The organism is Agrobacterium larrymoorei (assembly GCF_005145045.1).
Taxonomy (GTDB): domain Bacteria; phylum Pseudomonadota; class Alphaproteobacteria; order Rhizobiales; family Rhizobiaceae; genus Agrobacterium; species Agrobacterium larrymoorei.
The window spans coordinates 379,803-404,101 of sequence record NZ_CP039694.1; the positions used below are offsets into that span (position 1 = coordinate 379,803).

General features: G+C 59.3%; 26 protein-coding genes. 10 read left to right on the forward strand and 16 right to left on the reverse strand.

Annotated elements, in window-relative coordinates:
• Window position 1 precedes the first annotated feature (1 nt).
• Complete coding sequence (locus tag CFBP5473_RS24845) at window positions 2-748, reverse strand: SDR family NAD(P)-dependent oxidoreductase (RefSeq protein WP_037171429.1); 747 nt, start codon at window positions 746-748, stop codon at window positions 2-4.
• A gap of 69 nt (window positions 749-817) precedes the next feature.
• Window positions 818-2,032, reverse strand: a complete 1,215-nt coding sequence (locus CFBP5473_RS24850; protein WP_234881926.1) for an ABC transporter substrate-binding protein — start codon at window positions 2,030-2,032, stop codon at window positions 818-820.
• 269 nt (window positions 2,033-2,301) lie between these two features.
• Between CFBP5473_RS24850 and CFBP5473_RS24855 the strand changes: the two genes are divergently transcribed.
• The gene (locus CFBP5473_RS24855; protein ID WP_027676456.1) at window positions 2,302-3,534 is read left to right on the forward strand and encodes a CaiB/BaiF CoA transferase family protein; all 1,233 of its coding nucleotides are present in this window, start codon (window positions 2,302-2,304) and stop codon (window positions 3,532-3,534) included.
• A gap of 230 nt (window positions 3,535-3,764) precedes the next feature.
• Here CFBP5473_RS24855 and CFBP5473_RS24860 read toward each other — a convergent pair whose 3' ends face one another.
• Window positions 3,765-4,217 (reverse strand): MarR family winged helix-turn-helix transcriptional regulator, encoded by a 453-nt coding sequence (locus CFBP5473_RS24860; protein ID WP_084631754.1) that lies wholly within the window; start codon window positions 4,215-4,217, stop codon window positions 3,765-3,767.
• Window positions 4,218-4,347: 130 nt separating this feature from the next.
• Window positions 4,348-4,722: a hypothetical protein gene (locus CFBP5473_RS24865; protein WP_136954457.1), complete on the reverse strand. Its 375-nt coding sequence runs from the start codon at window positions 4,720-4,722 to the stop codon at window positions 4,348-4,350.
• A 158-nt stretch (window positions 4,723-4,880) separates the two neighbouring features.
• Here CFBP5473_RS24865 and CFBP5473_RS24870 point away from each other — a divergent pair, with 158 nt between their 5' ends.
• The 9 genes from CFBP5473_RS24870 (at window position 4,881) to CFBP5473_RS24910 (ending at window position 13,377) form a co-directional block, all read left to right on the forward strand.
• The gene (locus CFBP5473_RS24870; RefSeq protein WP_027676458.1) at window positions 4,881-5,756 is read left to right on the forward strand and encodes a sulfurtransferase; all 876 of its coding nucleotides are present in this window, start codon (window positions 4,881-4,883) and stop codon (window positions 5,754-5,756) included.
• Between the two features lie 309 nt (window positions 5,757-6,065).
• Window positions 6,066-6,899: an ABC transporter ATP-binding protein gene (locus tag CFBP5473_RS24875; RefSeq protein WP_027676459.1), complete on the forward strand. Its 834-nt coding sequence runs from the start codon at window positions 6,066-6,068 to the stop codon at window positions 6,897-6,899.
• On the forward strand, window positions 6,896-7,771 hold the full coding sequence (locus CFBP5473_RS24880) for an ABC transporter permease (protein ID WP_027676460.1): 876 nt from the start codon (window positions 6,896-6,898) through the stop codon (window positions 7,769-7,771). The genes CFBP5473_RS24875 and CFBP5473_RS24880 overlap by 4 nt, the downstream gene beginning before the upstream one ends.
• Before the next feature lie 14 nt (window positions 7,772-7,785).
• Complete coding sequence (locus CFBP5473_RS24885; RefSeq protein WP_037171430.1) at window positions 7,786-8,844, forward strand: LLM class flavin-dependent oxidoreductase; 1,059 nt, start codon at window positions 7,786-7,788, stop codon at window positions 8,842-8,844.
• Window positions 8,845-8,877: 33 nt separating this feature from the next.
• On the forward strand, window positions 8,878-9,885 hold the full coding sequence (locus CFBP5473_RS24890; protein WP_169696924.1) for an ABC transporter substrate-binding protein: 1,008 nt from the start codon (window positions 8,878-8,880) through the stop codon (window positions 9,883-9,885).
• Window positions 9,886-9,970: 85 nt separating this feature from the next.
• Window positions 9,971-11,359 carry an NtaA/DmoA family FMN-dependent monooxygenase gene (locus CFBP5473_RS24895; RefSeq protein WP_027676463.1) on the forward strand — a complete coding sequence of 463 codons (1,389 nt, stop codon included), beginning with the start codon at window positions 9,971-9,973 and terminating at the stop codon, window positions 11,357-11,359.
• 5 nt (window positions 11,360-11,364) lie between these two features.
• Entirely contained in the window at window positions 11,365-12,219 is an 855-nt protein-coding gene (locus CFBP5473_RS24900) for a sulfurtransferase (RefSeq protein WP_051441358.1), read from the forward strand.
• An 85-nt stretch (window positions 12,220-12,304) separates the two neighbouring features.
• The gene (locus tag CFBP5473_RS24905) at window positions 12,305-12,880 is read left to right on the forward strand and encodes a permease (RefSeq protein ID WP_051441359.1); all 576 of its coding nucleotides are present in this window, start codon (window positions 12,305-12,307) and stop codon (window positions 12,878-12,880) included.
• Window positions 12,877-13,377, forward strand: a complete 501-nt coding sequence (locus CFBP5473_RS24910; RefSeq protein ID WP_037171431.1) for a hypothetical protein — start codon at window positions 12,877-12,879, stop codon at window positions 13,375-13,377. The genes CFBP5473_RS24905 and CFBP5473_RS24910 overlap by 4 nt, the downstream gene beginning before the upstream one ends.
• Before the next feature lie 261 nt (window positions 13,378-13,638).
• Here the strand turns inward: CFBP5473_RS24910 and trbI are convergent, their stop codons facing one another.
• From trbI to traI, 12 genes are read right to left on the reverse strand one after another with little or no spacing between them, the layout of a single operon-like run.
• Window positions 13,639-14,943: an IncP-type conjugal transfer protein TrbI gene (trbI, locus tag CFBP5473_RS24915; protein WP_027676467.1), complete on the reverse strand. Its 1,305-nt coding sequence runs from the start codon at window positions 14,941-14,943 to the stop codon at window positions 13,639-13,641.
• A 12-nt stretch (window positions 14,944-14,955) separates the two neighbouring features.
• Window positions 14,956-15,435 carry a conjugal transfer protein TrbH gene (gene trbH, locus CFBP5473_RS24920; RefSeq protein ID WP_027676468.1) on the reverse strand — a complete coding sequence of 160 codons (480 nt, stop codon included), beginning with the start codon at window positions 15,433-15,435 and terminating at the stop codon, window positions 14,956-14,958.
• A complete protein-coding gene (gene trbG / locus CFBP5473_RS24925) occupies window positions 15,435-16,253 on the reverse strand; it encodes a P-type conjugative transfer protein TrbG (RefSeq protein ID WP_234881927.1) in 819 nt (272 codons plus the stop codon). Before trbG ends, trbH begins: the two co-directional genes overlap by 1 nt.
• A gap of 50 nt (window positions 16,254-16,303) precedes the next feature.
• The gene (locus tag CFBP5473_RS24930) at window positions 16,304-16,966 is read right to left on the reverse strand and encodes a conjugal transfer protein TrbF (protein ID WP_027676470.1); all 663 of its coding nucleotides are present in this window, start codon (window positions 16,964-16,966) and stop codon (window positions 16,304-16,306) included.
• Window positions 16,967-16,980: 14 nt separating this feature from the next.
• Complete coding sequence (gene trbL, locus CFBP5473_RS24935; protein ID WP_027676471.1) at window positions 16,981-18,168, reverse strand: P-type conjugative transfer protein TrbL; 1,188 nt, start codon at window positions 18,166-18,168, stop codon at window positions 16,981-16,983.
• Window positions 18,162-18,389, reverse strand: a complete 228-nt coding sequence (gene trbK / locus CFBP5473_RS24940) for an entry exclusion protein TrbK (protein ID WP_027676472.1) — start codon at window positions 18,387-18,389, stop codon at window positions 18,162-18,164. Before trbK ends, trbL begins: the two co-directional genes overlap by 7 nt.
• Window positions 18,386-19,195: a P-type conjugative transfer protein TrbJ gene (trbJ, locus tag CFBP5473_RS24945; protein ID WP_037171432.1), complete on the reverse strand. Its 810-nt coding sequence runs from the start codon at window positions 19,193-19,195 to the stop codon at window positions 18,386-18,388. The genes trbK and trbJ overlap by 4 nt, the downstream gene beginning before the upstream one ends.
• Window positions 19,167-21,629: a conjugal transfer protein TrbE gene (locus CFBP5473_RS24950; protein WP_027676474.1), complete on the reverse strand. Its 2,463-nt coding sequence runs from the start codon at window positions 21,627-21,629 to the stop codon at window positions 19,167-19,169. Before CFBP5473_RS24950 ends, trbJ begins: the two co-directional genes overlap by 29 nt.
• A gap of 10 nt (window positions 21,630-21,639) precedes the next feature.
• Complete coding sequence (locus CFBP5473_RS24955; RefSeq protein WP_027676475.1) at window positions 21,640-21,939, reverse strand: conjugal transfer protein TrbD; 300 nt, start codon at window positions 21,937-21,939, stop codon at window positions 21,640-21,642.
• The gene (trbC, locus tag CFBP5473_RS24960; protein WP_027676476.1) at window positions 21,932-22,336 is read right to left on the reverse strand and encodes a conjugal transfer pilin TrbC; all 405 of its coding nucleotides are present in this window, start codon (window positions 22,334-22,336) and stop codon (window positions 21,932-21,934) included. Before trbC ends, CFBP5473_RS24955 begins: the two co-directional genes overlap by 8 nt.
• The gene (gene trbB, locus CFBP5473_RS24965) at window positions 22,326-23,297 is read right to left on the reverse strand and encodes a P-type conjugative transfer ATPase TrbB (RefSeq protein WP_027676477.1); all 972 of its coding nucleotides are present in this window, start codon (window positions 23,295-23,297) and stop codon (window positions 22,326-22,328) included. Before trbB ends, trbC begins: the two co-directional genes overlap by 11 nt.
• Window positions 23,294-23,932 carry an acyl-homoserine-lactone synthase gene (gene traI / locus CFBP5473_RS24970; protein ID WP_027676478.1) on the reverse strand — a complete coding sequence of 213 codons (639 nt, stop codon included), beginning with the start codon at window positions 23,930-23,932 and terminating at the stop codon, window positions 23,294-23,296. Before traI ends, trbB begins: the two co-directional genes overlap by 4 nt.
• Window positions 23,933-24,299 lie beyond the last annotated feature (367 nt).

Genomic DNA, 24,299 nt, shown 5'->3' on the forward strand with positions numbered 1-24,299 from the left:
TTCAATCCATCAACATGCCGCCATTCACATCGAGCACCGTTCCGGTGATCCAGTTCGATGCGGGCGAGCAGAGGAAAAGGATGGCCTGGGCGATGTCTTCCGGCTGCCCGTACCTGCCAAGCGGCACGTTGCCGTTCGCCGATGGCGCGGCGCGCTGCGTCACCGTGTTCCACATCGGCGTCTCGACCGGACCAGGTGCGATGACGCTGGCATAGACGCCCTTCGCGGCACCCGACTTGGCGACCCATTTCATCAGACCGTGCACGGCGGACTTGGCGGCCACATAGGCCGGGCCGGATGCTACACCACCGATCTTCGCAGCGATTGAGCCAAGCGCGACAATCTTGCCGCCGCCCTTCTCCGCCATGATGGGATAGATTTCCCGGACGGGATTGACGACGCCCATAAGATTGACGTCGAGGATCGTACGCCACTCCTCGTCCGTGGATTCCGTCAGCGGCTTATGGGTAATCGTACCCGCGCACAGGACCAATACGTCGAGCTGTCCGTAACGGCGGACAACATCGTCGACCACCTCTTTGGTCTGCGCCGATGAAGTGACGTCGTACCTCACGTACTCAATGGCCGGATGTCCGAAATCCGAACTTTCGGCGAGATCGGTTGCAATCACCTTGGCGCCGGCCTCCGCGAGTGCGAGCGCTGTCGCCTTCCCAATTCCGCCGGTGGCGCCCGTTATAAGGGCGACGCGCCCGTCGAGACGCGCGGGGGCACTGATCGGTATATTCATCAAAGGCTCCTTCATGCGTGGCGTTGGCCCCCGCCCGATGGAGACGGAGGCGACTTGATGAACAGGAGCTCATTGAGCTGGCGCGTCGAAGACGGCAGTGGGATAGGGACGAAACTCACGCACGAGTTCGAACTTGCCGTCCTTCGCCTGGATGATGCCTTCCTGGCGTGTTCCGCGGTGATCCCCTGCCTTGAACGACACGCCTTGTGCTCCTCCCACTGCGGCGTTGTTCAAGGTTTCAAGCGCCGTGATCAGGTTTTCCCCGGTCAACGGCTTGCCGCTGTCCAGCAACGCTTCGAAACCTTTCGCGAACAATGCCGCATTGCTCCAGCCATTAAGACCGAAGACGCCGATCGGATCGCCAGGATAGTGCTTCGCGACGGATTCTCGGTATGCCTTCACGTCCGGCTCCTCGCTGCTCACCGGAAGAAGCCAGGACGAGAAATACGTTCCATCAAGGAGATCGCCAGCCAGCTTGACCGTAGAAGGATCGGCGGTGAAGAACGGCGCAAACCATTTCACTTCGAGCGCTTGCAGATCCGCGGCCTTGAGCGCCGCCGCAAGATTTGCGTTGGACCCGAAAAGGATGACGGCTTCCGCCCCGGAATTCGCCACACGACGGATGTGTGGGCTGAAGCTGGTTGTCTTGACATCGAACGGCACCGATTCGGCGGGCTGGAGACCTAGTTCCTTCATGTAGAGGTCGAAACCACGCTTCGCCGATTTCCCGAGTTCGTCGTTCTCCCAGAGGAGCGCGATTTTCTTGAGGCCGAGATCCTTGACGGCGTAATCGACGTTTGAAGCTGCCGACCAGCCGTAGTCCGGCAGAAGCGGAAATACGTTGGGCTCAACAAAGAAGGCGCTGGCGCCACCGATCGGACCGATCATCGGGATGTTCTTCTCCCTGGCGTAAGGTATGGCCGCCACGTTGGTGGCCGTCCCGACCGGAGCCGCCAGCGCGAAGGCACCGTCGTCTTCGACGAGCTTGCGGCTCACCGCGACGCTGCGTGCCGGATCGTAACCGTCGTCATAAGTGATGTAGTTGACCTTCCACCCTCTGACCCCGCCGTTCTCATTCAAGTGCTTGAAGTAGGCATCGGCGGCATGGGTAAGCACGGAATAGAACGGCACGGGCCCTGTGACGGGTGTAAACGCGCCGACCGTGACGACCTTCGCCTCGGTGTCTATCCCCTTCGTCTGCGCGAGTACCGCGGTGGATCCCGCCAATCCCAATGCAACGACGCCTGCGGCCACACGGGCCAGTCTAACGATACCTGGAAACATCTCGATCCTCCCACGATCAATTTGCAACGGGACCGTAGGGCATGACAGGAATACGGTCAACGTAAAATGCATTATGCAGCGCAGCAATTCCTTGATCATCAAGACAGATTAGCAGAGATAGCAAGTCGTGAAGATTATCAATGCAGCGCTATTATCTCGTATTATCAATGTTTTAGTTGGCTCTTGTCGTCCGCATGGCTTGTCGGAGTAACAATCGACTTGTGCATGATATAAAATGCATTATTGTTGGTCAAAATCGGGAGGAACCAATGGGCGGCGTATTGTCAGGACGAACTGTTCTCGAACTAGGAAGCATGATTGCGGCTCCGTTCGCGACACACATTCTTCAGCAACTGGGAGCGACGGTCATAAAGATCGAACCCCCGGGCGGGGAGACCACTCGCAAGCTCGTCAGAGGCGGTCCGAGCGGGACCTACATCGCTTACAACAGAGGCAAGCGCAGCATCTGCCTGGACCTGCAGTCGAACGACGGTGGGCGCGTCTTTCGCGACCTCGTCGCAGGAGCTGACATAGTCCTACACAATCTCTCCCCAGGCGCGGCTCGCAAGATGAAGGTCACGTTTCAGGACTGCGAAGCAATCAAGCCTGGAATCGTCTACTGCCACATCAAAGGTTACGGAGCCGGACCTCAATCTGAGGATATCGCATCTAATCCGATAGCCGAAGCCGCCACCGGCGTCATGTTCACGAACCGCTCGACAGGCAAGCCGTCGCGGCTCGGACCGTCCTACCACGACCAGTTCGCGGGCTGTTACGCCGTCATCGGTGTGCTTTCCGCTCTGCTCGACGCCACCGCGTCGCCTGAGCGCAGAAACATCGAACTCGGCCTCTACGAGACCGGACTGCACATCGCCGCTAGGGAACTCCTCGGCATCCAGCTCAAGTCCCAGATCACCGGCAAGCCGGAACAGGAACCATCGCCGGAATTCAGCATGCCCGGTTACGGCGCGTACGAGACCGCCGACGACCGATGGGTCTACCTGGTCATGCTCACGGACGAGCATTGGCGAAGGTTCTGCCTTGCTACGGAACTCGAAGCAGATCCCGAACTCGCGACACTTCGGCAGCGGCGCAAGAACAGGCAGGTTGTCGAGGACGTAGTTGCCGGTGCGGTCAGGGCCAGGAACTATGCGGGACTTGCGGCCAAGCTTAATGCTGCGGGCGTGGGGCATACGGAGGTGCTTCCGGGAGACAAAGTCCTCGACGCAGATCAGGCGAAGAACCCGCCGAAGTATTCGACCCTCCCATTTGCCTCCTTTAAGTTCGACGCACCCGACTTCCCCGTATCGGCGGCCGTCAGCGACCAAGGACGCGAGGCCCCGCCTCCCCTGCTTGGCGAGCATACCGTCACGATTCTTCGGCAATCCGGCTACTCCGATGAGGTCATCGCCGAACTTCTAGAGCTCGGTGCAGTGAACGAGGCGGGCGATGCCAGCGATCTTTGGAGCACGAAGACCGAGAAACTTGCTCTTGCCCGTTGAATGCTCCTTTCCGAGGCGCGATCGAATAGCGTCCGATCGACCATCCTCGGATGGCGCGTCGGCAGGTGGCGGTCAAATGCCGTCATCTGCCGTACGATACCAGACACACTCGCGGACGCCATCAACGGCAAGTGGATGACAGTATAGATAATCGGCATGACATCGTGCGAGGAAATGTCGCCGGGATGTCATGCCGAAGCCACGTTTGGCAGCCGCGTCGGTAGCGGACTTTAAGACTGATCGTAATCCGCCGACGGCCTAAGCTTGGAAATGGCCTCGAGATAGTCAGCTATGATGTCAAGTTCCCCGTCTGAAAACCGTTCGGTGACCTGTCGATAACGCTCCCGCAGATCGCCCAGTAGCGCGAGAGGAGCTTTGGCTGCCACATGGTCGAGTTCTATCAGGACGCTCCGCCTATCGTCAGCATTAGGAATTCTCGTTGTGAACCCCAGTTTTTCCAACCGATCAAACAGTGCTGTCCCGGAACCCGAGGTTAGACCAAGGATCTTTATGATTTCCTTTGGGCTGACCGGCGTTGTTGACGATTGCAGCAGTGAGATGCATCTCAGATCCGTGGGGTGCATCTTGCCTTGGCGAGCTGCAGATTCCATTGCATCTTCCGCTGCCTGAAGCATGCGGCCAAGAGCGTGAGCAAGCCGTTCCTGTCTGGTTTCCCTGTTCATCCCATCGTCTTAGCATGCCGTCGCCGGCGAATAAATCTCGACCACGTGGGCACTAGGGTTTCGCGCGAAGTTATCACTTCGCCTTGAAAGGAACAGAACGCTGACCTTCAGTAAGTATTTTCAGTCAAAGTCATTTTTCCCATTCCGATGAAAACACGACGAAAGCGCGCTTCAGCACGTCGTTCTCCGCCTGCAATTTTTCGACCTTTCTGCGCAGCGTGCGAACTTCCGCTTCCAACGTGGCCGCGGCCAATTCATCATCACGCGGAGCTGTGTCATCCCTCGGCAGTTCCTCGACAGCGCCCTTGCGGCTATCGGCATCGTGTTTCTTGACCCAGAGACGAAGGGATTGCTCGCCAATGCCGAATTCTTCGGCCACTTCGCGAAAGATGGTGCGATCCGTCGGCTTTTTCAGACGCCGCATATCGACTGCCGCCATCGCTTTCAACCGAACATCACCTGGATAGCGTTTCGCCGAAAACAAATCCCGATCCTTCATATCCAATTTCGAAATCTCATCAACGACGGCTCGATAAAACACCCAACTGCCTCACAAAGCCTTGCTTGGTCCGGCAAACCGAATAGAATTATTATTATAATTTTTGGGAGTCGTGTAAAGTCCGTTACCGTTCTCTTCACCTCTAGTAAGGAGATGCCGTCGCTATGCAGACCACATTCCCGATCGTTTCTACGGTTTGGCTGGGCGACCATCTGGATAACGGCGACATCGTTATTCTCGAATCGAGCGTCTATCTCGAAAGGGGTACTGCCACTTCGCCGGGTTCAAAATTCCGCAGCGGTCGCTCCGAATTTCTGTCGGAAGGTCGTATTCCCAACGCCCGTTTCGCGGATCTCTTCGAACAGTTTTCCGACCCGAATGCATCCCTGCCGTTCACGCGCCCGACGCGCGATCAGTTCGATGCCGCCGCAGGCGCCCTCGGGATTGGCCCGCACACGCATGTGATCATCTATGACCGGCTGGCCGGCCAATGGGCTTCGCGGCTTTGGTGGGTGTTTCGAAGCTTCGGGCACCACAATGTCAGCGTCCTCGACGGCGGTTTCAAAAAATACAGCCGTGAGGAGCGGCCCGTCGAAACCACATCTCCTTCACCCTTCAAGCCGGCGCCATACCTGTCGAAAGGACATGACGAGTTTGTCGCATTTAGAAACGAAATCAATGATATAGTTCGTGGAATGCAAACGGCTTCTCTTATCTGCTTGCTGAAGCCGGATGATTATGCCGGCACCGTATCGGTGCGAAGCCGCGCCGGACATATTCCCGGCAGCGTTAACCTGCCTTTCACCGAACTGCTGGATGCCAAGGACAACACGTTGCGCAATACCGAGTCCCTACGCCGCGCCTTTTCCGAAGCTGTACCGCTGGATGGGCGCCTCATTGTTACCTATTGTGGCGGCGGCATAGCCTCCACGCTCGGCGCGCTGGCACTGGCGACGATCGGCTATACCAACACACGTGAATATGACGGATCTCTTCTCGACTGGATAAACGATCCCGAAGCGCCGTTGGAGCTCGGATAACATCCGACACGCCAACCTATCAATTCTTCACGCAGCAAAAGAACGCACAGCTCGCGAGTGACGTCTGCCTCTGCAGGTTAGCAGCACGCCTCGCTAAATCCCGCCATAGAAAAATTTGCTCGCTGCGCCGCGATATTCAAAAAAATCGCGCTTCTCTAATTATAATTATAATTTATTAAATCCACCAGATTTATATACTATGAAAGAGATTGCGGCAATGACAATGGTACAGGGCTTCATGAAGATAGCGCATGCGGCTGCGGCCACCATCTATATTTGCAGGAGCAATGGCGTAGCCGGGGGCCGGCCATGAGCTATTACACCTCATCCACGCCGCAAACGAATACCAAACCTGCCATCCGTATCGAGCGGCTTGCGAAGGATTATAGTTCAAGCTCCGGCAATACGGTACGGGCGCTCGAACCAGTGGATCTCGATATTGTCCGTGAATCCTTCGTCGCCATCGTAGGGCGTTCCGGCTGCGGAAAATCCACCCTATTGCGTATGCTTGCCGGGCTGGAGAATCCAAGTAGCGGTCGGCTGCATTGGGAGCATGATGCTGGCGTGGAAAGCGTGCGTTATGTGTTCCAGAGCTACGGCGAGTCCCTACTGCCTTGGCTGAGCGTCGGCGCGAATGTGGAGTTTGGGCTGCGACATGCCTTCCGCGGCACCGCTTCCGACAATAATATCGGACAGAAGCCAGCCGACCGTACTGCGCTGATCACGTCCTATCTTTCCGAAGTCGGCCTACCGGGGACGGCGGCGCTATATCCCTCCGAGCTTTCCGGCGGCATGCAGCAGCGGCTTGCCATTGCCCGCGCGTTGGCATCGGGGCCGGACATCCTACTTCTCGATGAACCCTTCAGCGCTATCGATGCGCTCAGCCGTTCCAATATGCAGGATCTGCTGCTCCGCATCTGGCAGGAGCGCCGTATCACCATCGTTTTTGTGACGCATGACATCGACGAGGCGCTTTATCTCGCTGACCGGGTGATCGTCATGAAGGAAGGCGGCAAAGGTATCGTCCGCGATATCGACGTGTCCCTGCCAAGGCCTCGCGAACAGGTGGCGACCCGCGAACTTCCCGAATTCCTGCGCTTGCGGCGTGAAACCCTGCAGCTGATTCTGGAGGGAGTGCAATGAGCTTTTTCGACGCTGTCGGCGGCTCCGCTGCCAAAAGCGGAAACCGGAAATCGAAAATCGATACAATCGATCCAGGTCTCACCAAAAGGGCCCGCAGTAGAAGCCTACCGCCGTTCTTCGCCAGCCGCGCCTTCGGCTGGACGGTGCTTGCGGGTCTGCTGGCTACATGGCAGCTCTTTTCCTGGATTAAATTCAATCCAACTGTCTCATCGCCTCTCCTCATCGGCCAGACGTTGGCGATCGAACTCTGGGGCGGCGATCTGCTCTGGCCACTTATCGACACGCTTTATCTGCTTGCCATCGGTTTCGTGATCGCAGCGCCGATTGGCATCGGTCTGGGCTTTCTGATGGGCCGTGTCCGAATTATATGGGCGCTTCTGGAACCGGTGGTAGAGATTGCCCGCGCCAAGCCGACCACGGCCATCATACCGGTCCTCATCCTGTTCTTCGGTGTCGGAGACCTGATGAAGATCCTCGTCTTCCTTCTTTCGGCGATCTTTCCGCTGTTGATGACATCTTATGCAGGGGCGCGCAGCTTGTCGCGCACGCTCAAGGAAACGGCGCAGACCTTCCGCCTAAGCTGGTGGGCGACACAATGGGAAGTCGCCCTTCCGGCCGCCATGCCCTTCATTCTGGTTGGCATGCGCCAGGCGCTCGGCACTTCACTGATGATGTCGGTCGTGGTCGGCATGGTCGCCGGTAATGACGGCATCGGTTATTACATTCTCGAGGCCCAGCAGGCCTTCAACATTCGCAAGCTTCTGGCCGCCACCGTTCTCGTCGCCGCCGTCGGATACATCATCAACGCCATCTTCCTTGCTTTGGAGAGCCACATTTCGCGTCGACGCGGTGCGGCCCCGGACGCCAACTAGAGTTTATCAGCATCATGTTCGAAATCGGTATTTTCAGCTTCGGCGACACCTACCCGCACCCGGTGACCGGCACCCGCCAATCCGCCCATGACAGCCTGCACGACCTTCTGGAGCGGATCGAGCTTGCCGACCGGTTGGGGCTCGACTTTTACGGCGTAGGCGAACATCACCGCCCAGACTTTTCCGTCAGCGCCTGCTCGACCGTGCTTGCCGCCGCCGCCTCCCGCACCAAGCGGATCAGGCTTGGCACGGCCACTATCGTGCTGACGACAGACGATCCGGTTCGGCTTTATGAACAGTTTGCAACGCTCGATCAGATTTCCGCCGGTCGTGCGGAAATTGGTCTCGGAAGTGGTGTTTTTCTGGAATCGTATGATCTGTTCGGGGTCGATTACGAAGACAAGAAATGGGTCTATGATGACAAGATCTCGCTGATCGCTGCAATCGATGCCGCCGGAGAAAAGGTCACGTTTAAAAGCAGGAGCCGGCCAGATCTCAACGATCTCTATGTTTGGCCGCGAGCCTTTGGCGATCATCTGAGCATCTGGCAGACAACCGGCCTCAACGCCGAAAGCTTCGAGCGGGCCGCAAGACTAGGCCTTTCCGTACAGACCGGCGCGCCCGCTGCAGAATTCGACCGGCTCGCCGGGTTCGTTTCGGCCTATCGTGAAAGCGGCGCCCGGAATGGCTGGAACAAGGACCGTCTGAAAGTCGCGCTCAGCGCGCATGCCTATATCGGCGACGACCACCGAAAGGCGCTGGACACGTTCTTCCCGCATTACCAGGCCTATGTTTCCAACATGCGCCTCAACCGCGGTAAACCGGCCCCGACCCGCGAGCAGTTCGAGGAAATCGCGGCCGACCTCAACTCCAACATTATCGTTGGCAATGCCGAACATGTCTTGGCCAAGCTGAGGCATCAGCGGGAACGCATCGGCCATGACCGCCACATCTTCCAGATCGACTGGCGCGCCGTGCCGCAAGCGGACCAGGTGCGGGCGATCGAGATTCTGGCGCACGATGTCGCCCCTGCATTGCGGGAGCAAACGCAAGCCGCCACTGCCGCCGCCTGACCCCGCCATTTTTCCTTTCAGAGAGACATGACCATGCTGACCATGACCAGACGCGACATTCTCATCCTTGCCTCCGCCTCCGCAATGACGGCCTTCGTTTCCGCCAATGCTCATGCGCAGGATCTCAAGACCGTCAGGATTGCCCTGACGGCGCAGACCTACAATATCTCGATTGCCGAACATGAAGGCTTTCTGGCCAAGCACGGCCTGAAGGCACAACTGGTTCCGTTGGCGACGGGCACCGAAACAATCGCGGCCGCCAAGGGCGGCAGTGCCGATATCGCCTATGCGGATACGTTTGCCGGCGTCAACGCCATCCATAACGGCTTCGACATCAAGCTTGTCGCCGGCGCCAACCATACCAGTCCGGCGGTCAACTACCTCGTGCGCGAGGATAGCGACATCAAGACCGTGGCGGATCTAAAGGGCCGCACGCTCGGCCTTGGCGGCGTGCCTTTCTTCAGGGTCTTCGCCTACAAGTTCCTGCAGGGCAACAACACCGATCCGAAGGACGTGAAGTTCAGCATCATCAAACAGGTCAGCGCGCTGCCGCAGGCGCTGGAAAACGGCGCCGTCGATGCGATCCAGACGATCGGTTTCCAGGTCGCCTATCTCAATGACGGTGTGGGCGAAGGCTACAAGTTCCGTCCGATCGTCGACCCCGACACGTCGAAATACCAGAACCCGCAGGCCGTGCAGGCCGGCTGGTGGACGACCGGCGACTGGGCCAGGGAGAACGAGGACACAACCAAAAGTTTTGCCGAGGCCTATCGCGAGTTCGCCACCTGGTTTAACGGGCTGGACCAGAAGCGCCGAGTGGAACTGGCCAAACAGTTCGACAAGGTCGATTTCGAAGAGCTTTCCGCTGGCGATCCGCAAAAGCTCAAGAACCTCGCCTTTCTGACCACGGCGAAATATGTGGCAGGACCGGTGAATACCGCCGCGACCCAGGAATGGATCGATTCCGGCGTGGCCGCCGCGCCCGATCAGGTGGCGGACAAGATCTCCATCGCCGACTACCTGCTCCCGACCGCGCAATAAACCTTATCCCTCATTGATGGACACCGGTTCCTCGGCCGGCCTTAACGGCTGGGCGAACTGCGGCGCCATGACGAAAGAAGACCCCATGACCAGCAACAAACGGCAATTGAAAATCGGTTACTCGATCTGGCCGACCGGGCACCACCGGACGGCCTGGCGCCTGCCGGAAGCCAGCAATACCGGCACGGTCGATCCTGCCTTTATGGCCGATACGATCCGCACGGCTGAACGCGGCCTGTTCGATTATTATTTCATCGGCAATGCCGTCAAAAGCGATCCAGAAGCGGCCCGCGCCAATGGCAACGAAGTTTTCAAGATCGAAGGTTACGCGCTTGGCGGTTATGCCGCGGCGCTGACCAAGAAGATCGGCATCGTCGTTACCATCAATATCACCTATTCCGATCCCTATAATACCGCGCGCGCCATCGTTTCGCTCGATCACCTGAGCGGCGGCCGTACCGGCCTCAACGTAGTGACCGGTGTTGCCGGCACGGATGCCGCGAAAAACTTCTCCCGCGCCGAACATCCACAGGCAGCAGAAAAGTACGCCCATGCCGACGAGTTCCTGCAGGTCTTCAACGCGCTGACCGGCAGCTGGGACCCGGACTGGCTGGTCGACGACCGCGAACGCGGCATTTTTCTCGATCCCGCCAAGGGTCACCGCATCGACCACGAGGGCAAATATTTTTCCGTACGCGGACCGCTGAACATCCCGCCACCGCCGCAGGGCCGCATCCCGGTCATTCACGCCGGCACCAGCGAGGAATCCTTCGAGCTCGGCGCGAAATATGCCGATATCCGTTTTAGCCCCTATCGCGGCCGCGATTGGAACGAGGCCTATTACAACGACATCAAGGGCCGCCTGCCGAAATATGGCCGCCAGGAAAGCGACCAGTTGATCCTGCCGGGCTTCACATTCTTCGTGGAAGAAACCACGCGCGGTGCCCGCGACAAATATCGAGAAGTCCAGAACTTCACGCTGAACGAATACGCCCCGAAAGCCGTGGCCGGTTTCCTTGCCCTTGAATTCGGCACACCGGCTCCGGGCGAAAAGGTGCTGGACGTGATTGATTACGCCAAGCTGAAGGCCGAGGTTGCCAAACAGCCGGCGCATCTGCACGGCCAGCCGGGACAGGCGGCGGAAAAGCTCTGGGCGCTGGAACTGGCGCTCGATGCCTATGGCGACTGGGAACATGTCACTTTCCGCGACCTGCACAACTATATCGCCAACTTCCCCGGCAATCAGGCACCGGTCGTGGGCAGCGGCCGCGATGTCGCGAATTGGATCGAGGAGCGCTTCGAAAACCGCGAATTCGATGGCGTGAAAGTCTTCCCGCCCTATTCGCCGCAACCGCTGGCGGCCTTCGTCGATCTGGTCGTTCCCGAATTGCAGCGTCGTGGCATTTTCCGCACCGAATATGAAAGCTCCACCCTCGTCGGCCATCTCGGTCTCGACAAAAACCAGCAAGGCTGACGATTATGACAGAACTGACCGCCGCATTTTCCGCAAACATCATTTCCGCCGAAGACACGCTTGCCCGCATTGCGGCAGGTCGACATGTCGTCTTTCTGGACGTACGCTTCAGCCCCAAACAACAGGACCTCAGAGCCGAATATGACGCCGACCACATCGACGGCGCGCATTTCGTCGACCTGAAAACTCAGCTACAGAGCAAGGGCGGCGGACTGGCCGGTTCGCGCCCACTACCTACCCCTGCCGATCTGCAGAAAAACATCGAGCAATGGGGTATCACTCCGCAGACGACCGTGGTGGTTTATACGCGCGCCACGCCTGCGGCAGCGGCCCGTGCATGGTTCGTACTGCGCTGGGCCGGTTTTGCCGACGTGGTTTACCTCGACGGCGGCCTTCCCGCCTGGAAAGCCGCTGGCGGCGCCACCGGCACGATGGAACCGAAGATCGGCGGCGGCACTTTCGTCATCGACACAGTGGATCATCTGCCGACGCTCACCGCCGACGAGATTGCCGGCTATATCGACAGTGGTGCCAAGGTATTCGATGCCCGCGGCGCAGACGCGTTTGCCGGTGATGGCTCAGCCCGCAGCGGCCACATTCCCGGTGCTAAAAGCCTGCCGTCGAGCAAGTTCCTCGATGCCGACGGTCGTTTCCTCACGCCCGATGCAATCCGCGATACGCTTGAAGCCAATGGCGCGGCAAGCGGTGAACCGATCGGAGTCTATTGCGGCGGCGGCGTAGGCGGCGCACTGGAAACACTGGCGCTGCGTTCCGCCGGGATCGACGCAAAACTGTTCGTCGGTTCATTCTCCGCATGGACGGCCGATCCGGCCCGCGCCGTGGCGCAGGGCGCAGACTGATCCGCGGTCACTATTCAAAAAGCACCTTACGACATGCCGCGTGGAGCCAGGCCAGGCTTCACGCATGCCCTTTACGGAGCCTGAAATGTCCGCCAGTGAAAGTCCGGTCGCGCACGCGCTGAAAGCCAAAGGGAAAGCGCACAAAAACCTGCGCAGCTTTGCCATCTACCTTTCCATCACCGTTCTTGCCGCCGCAATCTGCTATTTTTTGCGCGGCGGTGATGCGGTGAAGACAGGCGTAAACGATGCCTGGGGGCAGCTGGTCGCGCTACTGGTGGAACTGGCGCTCGGGCTGGTGATTGCCTCTGCCGTGGGCATGCTGGTTCCCAAGGACAAGGTGGCGCGCTGGCTGAGCGCGGAATCGGGCTTCAGCGGACTTCTGATTGCCGGCACGCTCGGCATGATCACGCCCGGCGGACCTTATGCCTCGTTTCCACTGGTTCTCAGCCTTTCCAAGGCAGGGGCTGATATCGGCGCGCTGATCGCTTTCCTAACCGCCTGGGCAGCCAGCAGTGTCAGCCGGCTGGTCATCTGGGAAATTCCCATGCTCGGTTTCGACTTTGCCATGCTTCGTTTCATGGTGAGCGTGCCCCTGCCGCTTCTGGCTGGTTATGCCGCAAGGGCGATCGCAGCCCGATATCCGCTGGGAGCCAAATCATGATCATCGACAGCGGAACACTTCTTCTCGCCCTCATTGCTGTGGCGCTTGTCGGTCTCATCGCCATCTGCCACCCGGAAAAGCTGCCGGTCCTCATCACCAATGTTCGCAGCCAAGCCGGCAATGTTTTCATCAGCCTGCCCTTTGGCCTGCTGATCGCCGCTTTTGTCAGCCGCCTTCTGCCTGCGGAACTAATTTCGGCCGCCATCGGTCGGGAAAGCGGCATAACCGGTGTGATCCTTGCCAGCCTTCTTGGCGGCTTCATCCCCGGTGGGCCAATGGTCGCTTATCCGATCAGCTTTGCAATGCTCCAGATGGGTGCCGGCGAACCGCAGATGATCGCGTGCCTGACGAGCTGGTCGGTTTTCGCCATCCACCGCATCCTAACTTACGAACTGCCGCTGATGGGGCGCCGTTTTGTCGGCATCAGGCTGGCAGCCGTCGTACCGCTCCCGCTTTTTGCAGCCGCTTTATCGCTTATCTCCGCTTGGTTTGTTTGATTATAGGAAGAGGGTTCATGCTGTCTTCCGTTCTTATAGCTCTGCCATCGCCTTCGCTCACCCCGATACATGCGAAATCATCAACTAAGATCCCCAAAAAGAACCGCAGCCCGTCATATTCGCTGAGACGGTAAGAACCCGCCGCCGTGAAGAAGCAAATAGCTGCTCTCGCGAAATAAGGAGATTGAGATGCGACCTCTTAGGCGGTCCTCTCGTCGTTTCTGCTTATGTTGGAATTGAGATTTACCGGGACTTTATATTTCAACGGTACTGACCCGGGAACACCATATCCTGATCCACAAGTACGTTAAATTTATATCCAGGCCGGATCTGCAACGTCGGTTGCACGTCCATGTTCCGCTGGATCGTCCGGTCGGCCACACGTCCGAAAGTTTCGGCAAAATTCCGCCGTGCGGCATCGGATGCCGTATCCTGGGTGGCTAGCGTTGAGCTCTGAGGCACTGTCATGTCGATGCCCGTCCCGATCAGCGCGATCATGACCGCCGAGCCGAAGGTTTTCAGATAGTGGTTGTTCACCTTGTCATTGAAGCCGCTGTAGCCGCTCGCATCCGTGCCGGCCATGCCGCCAATCTGCAATGTCGAGCCGTTCGGAAAGATGATGTCGGTCCACACGACAAGAACCCGGCTCTGGCCGAACGAAACCTTGCTGTCATAGCGACCGAACAGTTTCGTGCCCTGCGGGATAAGCAGGCGATGCCCTGTTGCGCTGTCGTAGACATTCTGGCTGACCTGCGCGGTGATGCGCCCCGGAAGGTCGGAATTGATGCCTGTTATCAATGTTGCCGGAATCACGGAACCTCGTTTCAGTTCGTATAAAGACTGCTGTGGCACGACACGGTTTGGCAGATAGCCGAGATCCTTGAGATCGGCATTGAAGAAATCTTCCTTGGAACTCTGACCGTTGGGATCGAGGTTTTGCCCTCCCAGACCGGCACGCACGGCTGCGGTGTAAAGATCGGACGCGTTTCCGTTCGCAGCGGCTGTTGCCGTCCGCGCTCCGGCGCTTCCATCGTTTTCCGACCGCGCTTCCAGCTTACCGCGGTCGATGGCGAGAGGCGCGTCATAGGCGGAGTCTCGTGCTTGAATTCGGGCCATCCGCTGGCGCTGCTGCTCGCGCAGAACCTGCTCCTGTTGCTCTCGTGCCAGGCGCGCCCGCCACACCTCTTCCGGCTCCAGTTCCGCTCCGCGCCGTTGCTCCTCTATCTGTTCGGGCTGGGTGAACGGATTGGCCACCTGCTCCTCGGCCGTTTTCGACTCGACCGGCGTCGGCTGGAACGTCGTCCCCGGCTGCGGCTCGCCAATGATGCCGTCGGTGACACCGCGCTTGATCTGGTCGGCATAGGTCGAGGCCGGATTGCCCGAACTGGTTTCCGGACCGCTGTCCTCGCCGAAATAAAGCCCGCGCGAGGCGAGCCCAAAAAAAATGATGCCTAGAAAAGCGACCAGCAGGACGATCACGATAATGATCGGCACGCGGTTCAGGCGCTTGTTGCCAGATGTGGCCTGACTGTTCGCGGCGCCACCAAGTTTAAGGGATTGCACCATAATTTTTCTTCCTCACCCGCGTCGCATGAGCGAAAGGGCACTCGCGGGTATCGCACTCGACGTCGTCACGGTGTAGGCTCGACCAAGCTCGACACTGTTCGTTGAGAGCCGTGCGAGCACCTGACCGTCATAAGGCATGAGTGCATAGGCAAGTGCGATGACGGCCGCTTTGTTATCCGTCGTCTGGTCGGTGACAACGGCATAGCCCCACCCCTTCAATGCCGCCTCAAGCGCGTTCCCGAATGGAGATCCATCCTGCTTGAGCGCAACGGTCGCCTTCCCTTGCCCGATTTGTTCGGCTAGGCGGCTGACCATATCGCCCGCGATGGCGCCCGCGGCTGGTCCGGAGACCTCTGTCGGTGCTGCGCTGGTGGCGAGCCCGCCGGTGTCCATCGACTGACATCCGGAAAGGAGGATGGCGAGGGCACTCGCTACGGCGAAGCGTTGGATCGGTCCAAGACGGTGCGTGGCCTGACGGAGGAGGTCTATCATCACCGTCCTCCCCTACTGATTGTCACCTTCTGCTGTCTCCAGCCAACGCCTGAGACTAGGACAGCTCGATCGATATTGTAGTCGACCACTATCATGTTGCTCTTCATGCGGTAGTTGACGACGCGATTCTGGCCGCCGGAGACGACGAAAAGAACCGGCGCATCCCCCCCGGAAATCGACCGTGGGAACTGGATGTATGTCTTCTGCCCATCCGAATAGACGCGCGTCGGCCGCCAGCTGGCGCTGCCCGAGACGGAGTAGGCAAAGCTCAATTGCTCGGCTGGGACGCCCGCGCCCGGGATTGTACTGGCTTCCAGCCGCGCGTTGACATCGGCAAGCTTTGTCGAGACGTCCTCGGGATATTCGAAACCGACACGCGCCATATATTGCGTGGGATGCGATTTCAGCTGGATGTGATAGGTGCGTCGTGACGTGGTCACGACCATCGACGTGACGAGACCCGGCTCCGACGGCTTGACAATCAGGTGGATCGCCTGGCCGCCGGCCGCCCCCGAGGTCGCGGGCTCTACTTTCCAGCGTACCGTATCACCGACCAACACGTCGCGAACCACCTCGCCGCCCTGAAGCTCGATGTCGCAGACCTGTAACGGTGAGCAGACGACCGACGGCTGCACTTCGCCATAGAGGAAGACCACCTTCCCATCGGCGCCTTTGGTGACGAGCCCGCGGCTTCCACGCCATTGTGTTGAGATGCCCATTCCCTTTGCTTCATTGGCCGTGACACCATCGGCGGCGAGAGAGGCAGACGGGAAAGTGGTAGAGGCAGCAATGGCGATAGCAATGATGCTGGCGCTCATCGTGACCCGAGATAGTGCGTCTGATCTGTTCATGTTAGGGGCCATGCCTTTCAAAGCTGCGCAGTCCAATCAAAGTCGCGGAGATAGAGACCGATGGGATTAAGACGGATGACACCCTCATCCTGGGGCGGCGTCAGTGTCACGGTGGCGATCCCACGGAAGCGGCGGGTGGCAGTCTCCTTGCCGCGGCGGTCGCGTTCGAACTCCGTCCAGTCGATCTGGTAGCTCTGGTTCGACAGCGCGACGATGTTGTTAACCTCGATCGCCACCGTCGCGGCCTTCGCCTTCTCGAAGGGAGAATTCGAGCGAAACCAGGCATTCACCTTTTCCGTCGCGGGATCGGAGGTGCGCAGCAGCCCATAGGTCCGGTCGATATATTGCTTCTGGACCACGGCATCGGGCGTCACAGAGCGGAAATTCGACACGAAACTACCGAGTGTCGCGCGCACCACACGCGGATCGGCATATTCGATCTGCTGCGGGAAGCCCGCATTGACGGCGGTGCCAAGCTTGTCGACTTCGACGATATAAGGGATCAGCTTGACCTGTGTGCTCTGGTAGAGCGCGTAACCAAAGCCGATAACGGCCATGGTCATTCCGGCAATGCCGACGACGCGCCAGGCGGCAGCCGCTTTTACGTACGAGCCATAACGCTCGTTCCATTCGTTGCGAGCAGCAACATAGGGATTATCTGGGATATTCTGTCCGGCCATTCTGGAGTGTTCCGTCACTTGCTGTCGTTGATCGGCGGTGCTGGCGGTGTGCCCGGCCGGCCGGATTGTTGATCGAGTTTAGCGTTGGCAAGGCCGAGCATCGATCCGGCATAGGCGCCGGGAGAACCGATCGCCTTTTCCTTTGCAGCTGAACCGACTGCGCCGGCCGCTCCGCCGATCCCCGCTTGCATGCCGCGCAGCGCCGCACTGGCCAGAGATGAGCCTCCTGTCCTCGCGGCACTGGCGGCTCCGAATCCTCTGCTTGCGGCCCCGATCGTTAGGACGCCAGCCCCGATTACCGTCGACGCTGCCTGGCCGCCATGTCGGATGGCCTCCATGCCGCCGCCGACCGATGCGCCCTGGACCACGCCCTGCAAAATGGGCGGCACATACATGGCGATGACGAAGACGACGACCGAGATGCCGGCTATCGCCAGCGTGGTGATGAACTGTTCGGAGGTTGCGGTTGGCGCCTCGGCCAGACCGAGAAGGATGTCCGAGCCGATCTTGGCGATCATCACCAGCGCCATCAGCTTCATGCCGACGGAAAAGGCGTAAACCATGTACTTGATCGCAAAATCCTTGGTATGGGACGACCCACCCAGCCCGAGCATGATCATGCCGGCGAGCAGGCCCACATACATCTCGACCATGACGGCCACGAAGATCGCGGCGACCAGGCTGAACGACACCACGACCACCACCATGGCGAAGACGGCGGCGATCGCCAGCGCATTATCCTCCCAGAGGCCAAACTTCGCCTGTTCCGACATCTTCGTCGCGACACGAATGCCGGCGTCAAAGATGTTGGCGGGAGAGGCGGAACCGCCACCGGCGCCGATCTGGTAGAGACTGTCGACCACGGCTTTGGCGAACTCCGGTCCTCTGTCGAGGATGAAAGCGAACAGGCCGATGAACATGATGCGTTTGACGAGTTCTGCGAACCAACTGTCGAGCGAAGCGGCGTTTATTGCCAGCCAAACGGCAGCGATCCCCACCTCGATGCCGGCTAGGATCCAGAACAACGAGCGGGCTGCATTTATAACCGTCGTCTCCCAGCCCTTGGCTGCGGTGACGACGGAATTCTCGAGCGTGGTCAGAACTTGGCCCTGTTGCGCCAGCGCCGGCGAAGTCACCACCAGGACGACCGCAATCGCGATGGAGGTTCGCTCGAGAGCGCGGAAAGAGGGAGCGGTTACCATCGTGGTTTCATCTCCTGGCCCCCGCGAATGTCGCAATTGGCATCTCCACCGAAGAACTGCTCACGATGTCGGCGCCGGTCCTCGTCGGGGGGAGAGCCTGTCGCGATCGCGCCGGATCCGGAAACTGTGTCCGGTCGAACCAAGATCCATGTAATGGCACTTGCGCCGGCCGCGGAAACGACCGCTGCAAGGACGATAATGTCGATCAGACGGGAGCTCACCAGCGGGGCTCCATCGTCTGGCCGCCCCTGATGTCACGTTCGGTTCCGCTGAAGAATTGTTCGCGCCGCGCTTGCGCCAGGTCTTTTTGTGCCTGCTCGGACTGGTACCAAGTGCCCATCATCGTCATCTGCTGCGAGACCAGACCCCGCAGTTTCTGCATCTGCGCGACTTGCTGCGCAGCGATTTCGTGGCCGACCTGCAATGCCTTCATCTGACCGTCGGCCGATTCCGACATCGACCTCAGCTGCGACATCGTGCTCTCCTCACTGGAGAATTGTTCGGCCGTCAGATTGGCGGCCTTAAGTGTGCCACCGATCGTGTCGCGATTGGTGTCGGACCAGTTCTGGTAGGTCGTGGAAAAGCTTGCTCCGTCAGGCAGGTTGCTCTTCATGTCGGCGAAACTCTGGAAGCGCTGCTTGAGCACATCATCTACATTGCCCATGGAAAAGGCGACACCCTGGCCCTGGTTGACGACGGTCTGGAGGTTCTTCAGATCAGTTTCGACTTGACCCCAGATGTGGTTTGGAAGCTGCGCCGTGTTCTGCAGCATATTCTTGTAGATGTTGAGCTGGTTCTGGATCTGCTCGGCCAGCTGATTGATCTGGGTGATCTGGTTGTTCACCTGCTCGGCGGATTTGCCGACAAGGCTGATCAGTTCGGTGTTGTTTGCAAGCTGGGTCCATTCGGTCGCCTGTCCCGTAGCACCACCGGCCCACGCAGGAAGCGAGAGAGCAGATGAGAGCATGAAAGCCACACTGAGCGCGGCGGGCCATATCCTATTCGGTTGGGAAGAGCGTGTCGGCATGGGCGATCCCCCTTTGCTGGAGCCAGTGGAAAGGCCAGGCGGCCCCATGTTCAAGATGCAGGGCGCGGATGCGCTTGAGGTCTTCCTTTCCAGACGCTCCGACAAAGGAAAGCGCAACAGGGCCAAGCGCCATGTCGAAGGGTCGGCGGCCCTCGGGAGAAACGACATAATAGTCGCGCTTCGGAATCGCTGTTGCGACGATCTCGATCTGCCGCTCGTTGAAGCCGATCCGTTCGTAAAACTCGCGCGTACCCGGCTCTCGGGCCGCACCATTTGGCAAGCAGATCTTGGTCGGGCAGGATTCCTTCAGCACATCGATGATGCCGGACCGTTCAGCATCCGAGATCGACTGGGTAGCCAGCACCACGGCGCAATTGGCCTTGCGCAGCACCTTCAGCCATTCCCGGATCTTGTCGCGGAACACCGGGTGGCCGAGCATCAGCCACGCCTCGTCGAGGATGATCAGGCTGGGCGCACCCGTCAGGCGTTTTTCGATGCGTCGGAAGAGATAGGTTAGAACTGGCACGAGATTGCGCTCGCCCATATTCATCAGCTCCTCGATTTCGAAGCACTGGAAGGCGCCAAGCGCCAGACCGTCTTCCTCGGCGTCGAGAAGCTGGCCCATCGGCCCGTCGACAGTGTAGTGATGCAGCGCATCCTTGATCTCGCGCATTTGCACGCCCGACACGAAGTCCGATAGTGACCGCCCGCGTGATTCCGCCATCAGTCCGACCTGCCTTGAGATGGCATTACGGTAGTCCGGAGCGATCGTCACCCCCTGTAGCGCGACCAGTATCTCGATCCACTCGGAGGCGAAAGCACGATCGCCATCGGTCGAGAGCTCGGCCAGCGGGCAGAAAGAGAGTGCCCTACCCTCTCCTGCTTCCTGAGCATCGCCACCGATCTGATAATGATCGCCGCCGAGCCCCAGCGTCAGCGGCAGCATCGAGCCACCCTTGTCGAAGGCGAAGATCTGCGCACCGGCGTAGCGTCGGAACTGGGCCGCGATCAATGCCAACAACGATGATTTGCCAGAACCAGTCGGTCCGAAGATCAACGTGTGGCCGACATCGTCGACATGCAGGTTCAGCCGGAAGGGAGTTGATCCGCTGGCGACCTGCATCAGCGGCGGGGATCCAGGCGGATAGAATGGGCAAGGTGCTATCGGGCTTCCCGACCACACCGAATTAAGCGGGATGAGGTCGGCGAGATTGCGCGTGTTGATCAGCGGCTCGCGGATATTGGCATAGGAGACGCCCGGCAGGCTGCCGAGGAAGGCATCAGTCGCGTTGATCGTCTCGATGCGGGTACCAAAACCTTCGGCCTGGATCAAGCGGCGGACCGCCTCACACTTCTCCTGAAGACGGGTTTGGTCCTCATCGAAGAGAACGATGACCGGCGTATAGTAGCCGTAGGCCACGAGTTGCGACGAGGCTTCGGCGATTGCGTCCTCGGTCTCTGCCACCATCAGCACAGCGTCCTGGTCGAGCGACCGCGACTGCGTCTGGAAGAGCTGATCGAAAAAAGGCCTGACCTTCTGCTGCCACTTCTTGCGCGTGCGCTCGAGTTTTGCCCGCGCTTCCTCCGCGTCCAGGAAGACGAACCGCGACGACCATCGATAGGTCAGCGGCATCAGGTCGAGCGCGTTGAGGATGCCAGGCCAGCTTTCCGCCGGCAGGCCGTCGATCGCGACGACGCCGAGGAAGCGATTCTCGATGAGCGGGGTCAGACCGTGCTGCAATTCCGCCGTCGCCAGCCAGTCGAGATACATTGGGATCTCTGGCAGGCGCACCGGATGATTTTCCCCAGTAATGCAGAAGCGGATGAACTGGAAGAGCTCGTCGTAGCGGGCGACACGATGACCGGCTCGCTCCCGTGTTTCGCGTGTCATCATCCGTCGGATCGAAACGACATTGGCTAGATACTGTTGGACCTCGCGGATCGACGTCAGGAAGGTTTCAAGCGCCTTGTCGGCATACGTGGCGGATCGGCTTCCATCATCGGAATAGACATACCGCGTCAGCTTGGACCTCCTCGGCTCCGGCGGACGCCACGTCAGGATCAGGGCGTGACGGCTTTCGTAATGTCCCCTCTCCTTCTGGAAATGCGCCCGCCGCTCCGCATCGATGGCGCGGGTGACGGGATCGGGAAAATGGCTTGCTTCTTCTGCAGGATAATCTTCTGTCGCTACCCGCACGGCCTCGACCTGGATCATCCAACCCGAACCGAGCCGAGACAGGATGCCGTTGATTTGCCGCGAAACCTCGTTGCGCTCGGTGTCGGTGGAGCTCTCGCTATCAGGTCCGGCAAAATACCAGCCGGCCATCAGCGAGCCGTCCTTCAGCAGAATGACGCCGTTATCGACCAACCCGGCATAGGGAACGAGATCGCCAAAGGACGGTCCGGAATGGCGGAGGGATTTGAGGGCAACCATGTCGTACCCCTCAGTACCTGCGCCACGGCGACGACGTCGCGCGGTAGAAGGTCTTGTAGGAGATATGCCTGATATAGACCCTTCGCATGAGCGGATCCGCCTTGGCCATCATGCGAAGGGCAGCTAACGCGATCAGCCAGACTGCAACGCCAAATAGCGCCGCGTACCAGGTCAGAACGACGAAGATCAGGATGACGGCGGCAAGAGCTGTCAACAAGACGAGCTCGCGATCGGCGCCCATCAACAGGTTGGGACGCGATAGCGCCCGGTGCACCCGCGACCGGATGAGATTGGAACCGGCTTCAGCCATGGGCCCCCTCCCCCGCTTTGGTCGCTGAAACAGACGGTTCTGGTGTGTGCTGCTCGGCCTGTGCAGGAGCATCGCCGATCGACGCGCCGGTTGCGCCGAAAAGGGCGACGATCTGTGTCGCTCCAAGGAGCACGCCGCCGACCAGCGCCACATAGCAAAGTCGCCGGGCGAAATCGTTCAGCTCGCCGCCGAAGATCAGCATGGCGCCGGCGATGGCAACGGCCGCCAGGGCAATGAAGCCCGCTACGGGTCCGGTGATCGACTGCTGGATTTGCTGAAGCGGCGATTCCCAGGGCAGGCCCCCTCGCCCGGAAGAGGCGAGCGCGGGTTCGCAAAGGCTTGCCGCTGCAGCGGCAAATACCACCGCAGTCAAGATGAATTTAATCTTATGCGACATGACTGTCCTCGTCGATCTGTGCGTAGTGCTCGGTCTGGTATCGGCCGTTTCGGTACCCCTCGATGTGGATCACCTCGCGGACCCGCCTCCCCTTCCCCGTCCGCTCGATCGAGACCACGAGATCGACCGCCTCCCCGATCACCTCCTGCATTGGCTGCTGGCTCGCTTCAGCCGTCAGCTGTTCCAGCCGCCGTAGCGCCGATATTGCAGTGTTGGAGTGGATGGTGGTGACCCCTCCGGGATGGCCAGTGTTCCAGGCTTTCAGGAGCGTGAGAGCTGCTCCGTCGCGGACCTCGCCGACGATGATGCGGTCGGGCCGAAGTCGCATGGTGCTTTTCAGCAATCGCGCCATATCGATCGTGTCGCTGGTATGCAGGCAGACAGCATTTTCGGCAGCGCACTGGATTTCGGGAGTGTCTTCGAGGATCACCATACGATCCTCGGGTGCGGCCGCGACGATCTCGGCGATGATTGCGTTAGCGAGCGTCGTCTTGCCGGAGCCGGTGCCCCCGGAAATGACGATGTTCATGCGGGCGTCAATCGCGCTGCGGATGGCAGACGCTTGCGCCTCCGTCATCACCTTCGAGGATACGTAGTCGTCGAGCGGGATGAGACGCGAGGCGCGACGACGGATCGTGAAGGCAGGGCTGGAGACGACGGGCGGAAGCAGCCCTTCGAAGCGATGGCCACCGATCGGCAATTCGCCGGAGATGATCGGGCGCTTGTCGTCTGCTTCCGACTGCAGCGCGTGAGCGACGCTGCCAATGACCACTTCCGCGGCCGCTGGTGTCATCGCACCGGCTGGGGACATGCCGTGCCCGAGCCGTTCGATGAACAACCGGCCATCAGGATTGAGCAAGATCTCGACGACTGTCGCATCGTTGAGCGCGATGCAAAGCTGGTCGCCAAGCGCGTCCTGGAGTTTGCGGACCAGGCGCGGGTGGGAGCGAAGCTGGGTCACGCTGCGCTCCTCTCGGAATAGGCAACAGCACAAGTCAGAGCGGATCGATACTTTGACGGGCGAACCTGTTCGAAGCTCTTCCTGTCCGCTGGAAGTGTGCCGGCAATGGCGACCGTATTGCCAATTGCCACGGGTTCACCCAAACGCGCCATCGGCCATCCAGCCCGGTTCAGGATGCGCTCGAAACGCAGATCGGTGGCGGTCACGATCTTGTCATAGCCATTCGCCATCGACCATTCGATAATGCCGGCGAACATGGTAAGCGTCACAAGGTGGAGTTGGCTCCCTCCCCTGCCGGCGGGCAAGGTCGTATCCACGCAGAAGCGCGAACTCTCGATCATTGCGCTGTTCGCATTGAGCGAACCATCAGCCAGCAGCTTTGGAAATGTCAGCTCCAGCATGGTTGGGCCAACCGCGGGAAGAAGGCGGGCGCAGCCGAGGACCTTATTGCCGCCGAAGGTGGCGAGGATGTAGGTCGGGTTCAGATCGTCGTATTGATCCCTCTCGCCACCCTCCGTAATGGTGACATCCCATTCGAGCCGCTCGCCAAAAATGGTGGCGCGCAGCTGATGCATCTGTTTAAGAAGATTTTGATGCTCGACATACTGGTCGGGCGAGACGGTGAGAATCTGCATGCTTGTCTCCACAACAACAATCGATGCGGAGAGAAAACATCTCGGTTAATTTGTGGCTATGTGCAGATCTGCACCCGGTGATTCTACTGAGCCTGGCCCCTATCGAGCGATTTGCGAACGTGATGTCGGTCCGGCGCCGTTGATTTCATGTGCAAATCTGCACCGACAGGCTTTTTGGCCGTTTCCTAATGGTGTGGGCTAAATGGTTACGATTCCAGGATGAATTAGTCTCAGAGCAAAATATGGGATCAAATCTGTAACTTACCGTTAACCTCATTTCTCTTGCAGCCAGTTCCGAATCGTGCGCTATCATGAAACGGTAAAAGTGCGTCCGACGCCATTAAACCGTCTTGAACTTGAGGCTACA